3 protein-coding genes are annotated in these 4,397 nt (G+C 45.0%); all 3 read right to left on the minus strand.

All coding sequences use genetic code 11. The features are described 5' to 3' along the window. Positions 1 to 26: 26 nt before the first annotated feature. Positions 27 to 1,124 (minus strand): IPT/TIG domain-containing protein, encoded by a 1,098-nt coding sequence (locus VN429_RS10135; RefSeq protein WP_325632888.1) that lies wholly within the window; start codon positions 1,122 to 1,124, stop codon positions 27 to 29. 105 nt (positions 1,125 to 1,229) lie between these two features. Further along, positions 1,230 to 3,014 carry an amylo-alpha-1,6-glucosidase gene (locus VN429_RS10140; protein ID WP_325632890.1) on the minus strand — a complete coding sequence of 595 codons (1,785 nt, stop codon included), beginning with the start codon at positions 3,012 to 3,014 and terminating at the stop codon, positions 1,230 to 1,232. Positions 3,015 to 3,123: 109 nt separating this feature from the next. Continuing rightward, positions 3,124 to 4,248, minus strand: coding sequence for a glycosyltransferase family 4 protein (locus VN429_RS10145; RefSeq protein WP_325632892.1), 1,125 nt, complete (start codon positions 4,246 to 4,248; stop codon positions 3,124 to 3,126). Positions 4,249 to 4,397: the final 149 nt, after the last annotated feature.

Genomic DNA, 4,397 nt, shown 5'->3' on the forward strand with positions numbered 1-4,397 from the left:
AATAATTCTACTATTGCCCGCTAGTCTCATTGCAGATTCATCTGAAACAAAGTCACAACATCGTGTAGATTGATGTACCCGTTCTGGTCAAAATCAAAAACCCACCATGGTTGATCTGAATGGACTCTATCTATGTGGTTAAAAAAAGTCACGATGTCATTGAAATCAGATCTTCCATTCCCATTAATATCCTCATACAAACTGTCACCGTTTAAATCCCTGGGAAGTGGATATGCCTGACCTGATGTTGAATTAAACTGAAGGAGGTTTTTTACCTGCACCGGAAAAGCGGTGTATCCACTTCCATATGTGGTACCGTCATCAGCAGTTGCTGAGTTCAGGATACAATGCAGGTACCCGGAACCGTTTTCACCACCGATGAACGAGAGGTTCGCCAGGGACACATCTGTGGATATAGCGGTTATTACGTTATTCCCATCGCTTCCGGTGACCTGGATCCGATGATCATCCAGAACTGTTATTCTGGGATCTGTCACCCATGATGGCAATGAGAGGATGTAGAACGAGAATGGAGCAGACTTATCTGAATAAATGGTCATATTGAATGATGAGAGACCCCCGGAGAGAGATCTTACTAGTACGGCTCCCTTTCCTGTTCCAGCTTTGAGGAGATAGACATTCAGGGGTTGTGTATACAATGGGAAAGACTGTCCATTGTCACTCACTGCAAATATCCCAAGATTAGAGTCTCCACCGCAAACTCCCGGGTTCTGTACTCTCACATAATGCTGACCCGGTGTAGCGATATCAGATGCTGTGATTATGCCCGTCATCTGGTGTGATGAGAGATATGTTCCTGTCCTGTTCTGAACATCCCAGAGCACTTTGCTCTCTGGAAGAAAGTTATTGCCATCAATTGTGAGAGTAAAGGTACTTCCTGCAGCAAGCACCGAGTTCGGGTACATTGAGAGAAGAACCGGGGAAGGCCAGGATGCTGATGCAGAAATAGTAGTATTACTTACTAAAGGATCACATCGATCAGCAGAAAGTGAATAATTGCCTGATCCACCCTCATTCGTTCCTGGCACTGCAAATCCCTGTACGGTAAAAATTATCAAAATGAAAAACGTAGCCAGGAGATAACGGCAGGAAGATCTGATCATCAGTGAAATCACCTTCTATCTGTGTGTGGATATATATCTATGGCCTGGTTAGTGAACTTGAGATCGGAAAATAATTATCACTATAGTATAATCCCATCATTCCATTCATGCAAACAGGTAATTATCTGTATCAACTTTTTCAGGTCCTGTCTTCCCTGTCCATCTGATTATTGAATTTCTCGCCCTGATAAGTTCTGCAATACTCCAAGCCTGACAGATTGCTCCGGCAGGCTCATGTGGGGCATCTCCATCAAACATCTCAGGAATCATTCCAGTTCCGTCGGTCAGGAAATAGTTCCATAACGGGGTAATCATTGACTGTACCTTCTCATTATCTGCTCCGTATTGGATAAGAGCATCGATGTAAAAACCAGTCTGCCATGGCCAGACCATTCCGTTATGGTACGAGATATCACCTGCATATCTGCCATGGTATCCTGCTATTGAAGGTGACAATGTTCTGAGCCCGTAAGGCGTGAGCAGTTCTTTCTCGATAACTCCCAGGGCATGGTGTCCGTCATCAAATGGGATTAACCCAAATGCCAGTGCAACAATCTGGTTTGATCTGATTGTCGGGTCATCAGGCATAAGCCTGTCATACAGACACCCGGTATCGGGGTTCCAGAAATTTTGAAACTCTTTATGGGCATCCTGGGAACTAACCGGTGTTGAGAATTTCAGATACTCCATAAGTTCAAGAGCGAGTATCCAGAGGGCATTGATCTCAATAGGCATTCCGCCTCGTGGAGTGGCAGGAGTATCCATCCAGGTAGAGCCATTAACGACTCTAATCAGGTTCCCTTCCAGCAAAGCCACTCCGTTTTGTGGGTACTCACTGATGAGTTCTTCGAGTTCATGCCTGATGGTTGCAACAAAGGGAGAGCCGGGAAGTTTTTGTATATACTGAAAGAGAGCCCAGAAGAACCAGAGTGTTGCATCTGAAGAATTATATGAGTAGGGATAACGATTCAATATCAATCCGCTTTTCTGATGTGCAAGATGCCATCTGAATACATCCTCTGCTTCCCTGAATCGGCCGGTTTCAAGCAAAAGCCCCGGAAGACTGATAAAAGTATCACGACCCCAGGTCTCGGCAAACCAGTGGTAACCGGCAAGGATCTCAGTTCCCTTTATACACAACCGGGATGCATGGTCAAGGATATCCTGAGATATATAAGGCTCTGAATCATTGTTGAGTTCTAATCCAGCACCAAGAGGAGCAAACCGAATCTCAACAGTTCCATTGGTGATGATCCCGGAAAAGTATCCTGGTGAGATAAGATTTTCTACTGAATCATAGCCACGCTCCTCTTCACGAGGATACCTGGCATTCAGATACCTCTGCCTCTCTTCCGAGAACCTGAGTTCTGACCTGACTGCACATCCGTTTAAAATCAGCGATCCTTCAATAATTTCGGCGTTAACATCTGGGTTGTCTAAAAGATCTTCCACAGCCCGGCTTGTCATAAGAGGCCTGATCCTCAGTGATGCAGTCCCAGTTATTTCATATCTGATCGTAAGACTCCTGTCAAGGATGAAGGATCTGCGAATCATGACTCCTGGGATTGCAAACTCCTGGGTTACAGGGTATAATAATGCGCCAAGTGTCCAGGGGAGTCCTCCTTCAACAAAGGTATCCCCCCAGTAACCTGGTGAGAGCCTGATTCCGTTTACTTCGTCATGAAGTGAACTTATCAGTATCATCCCCTTTTGTACAAGGAGCCCATGATACCGCCTTGTATTACCGGCAAATGATGAAGAACAATACATCTCACCATCTGTCATCAGGAACTCACGACTCCCTGAAATTACAGGATCTCTCAGTTCACGCCCATACCTGATATTGGTTGGAACATTCTTCAGATTTTGATCAGGATTCAGTAATATCACCCGGTAACAGCAAGCATGATGCCGGTAAAGTATTGGATCTTTAAGTACATTGTTTATGTGTTGCGGCCATCAGTGAGAAATCAGGCTTTGTAGCAGGCCATCTCTTCAGTCAGGTCTCATTATAGACGTTCATGATCTGATCAGCGATCGAGTCCCAGAAGAATCGCCTGTCTACCTGGTTGTATCCTCCCCTCCCGAGTCTGATTCGTTCATTCTGATTCTCCAGGTAGTGATTCACCCCCCACGCGATTCCTTCTGCAGTTGGATCGACAACAAGTCCGGTGACTTCATGTTCAACATTTTCCGCAAGACCGCCTACTCTGGTTACCACAACTGGTCTGTTAGCGCTCCAAGCTTCCAGGAGAACAATCCCAAATGGTTCATTCCTGCTTGGAATTACAACAATATCGCTTGCATGCAAAAGCCTGACGTACTCTGAATCTGTAATAAACCCGGGAAACTGCACTGGCATTCCCTCTGTCCTGCTTATCAGCCAGTCTTTCATTCCCCCGCTACCGGCGAGAATGAATTGAGCATTCCAGAACCGGTTTAAGATCATGGGAATTGCATCAACAAGAATATCCGGTCCTTTCTGGTATACCATTCTACCAACAAAGAGGACTAGAGGAGCAAGATAATGAATTCCATAGGTCTTTTTTATAGCTCCCTGATTGATACTGACATCAAACTGCTCTTTTACTACTCCGTTTGGAATCACCCGTATCTTTCCAGGGTCTACTTTGTAGAGATCTATCACCTCCTGTCTGAGCTGACCCGAAACCGCAAGGCAACGTTTTGCTATCTGCCCGGCATACCACTCTTTTCCACAGATTTCATGGTACTCCCACCAGTCTCCATGTACTCCCCCGTTTCTGCCAAACTCGGTTGAATGGTAGGTGAAGATAGTCCTGCGATGACTGAGAAGATGCATTGCTTCAACAACGTGCCAGTCATGAAAATGAAGAATATCAAATGGTTTCTCATCGTACTGATTGAATCGGTTTACCAGTCCGTGAGAGAGGTCAGAGCAATACTCTACAACGTTTGACCCATGTGGTCTCCACACATGGTAGAAGACACCACTCATCTCAAAGTCCTGATCCCCTCTGGTGAAAAAATGCACCTCATGTTTTTTTGCCAGAGATTGTGCCAGATAGGTCGCAGCATTGGATAGTCCTCCAACCCGATCAGAGTACAGACTTTCCCAGCAGAATATTGCAATTTTTAACCGCATTTCACTCACTACTCTACATTACCTGAGTTATTATTTGTTCAGGGTGATTTTTCTGAAACATTATTCCTCTACTCGTAGGGAGGGCTGAACGCCTATCGTCTTTAATCCGCGGAAATATTTTTTGAATTATGATAAAATCCTGATACATA

Origin of the sequence: Methanospirillum sp., assembly GCF_035560735.1 — an archaeon.
Lineage (GTDB): Archaea > Halobacteriota > Methanomicrobia > Methanomicrobiales > Methanospirillaceae > Methanospirillum.

What these genes read in the sequence shown, in the direction of transcription:
- VN429_RS10135 (WP_325632888.1), bottom strand. Translation starts at nt 1,124, where the DNA reads ATGATCAGATCTTCCTGCCGTTATCTCCTGGCTACGTTTTTCATTTTG.
- VN429_RS10145 (WP_325632892.1), bottom strand. Translation starts at nt 4,248, where the DNA reads ATGCGGTTAAAAATTGCAATATTCTGCTGGGAAAGTCTGTACTCTGAT.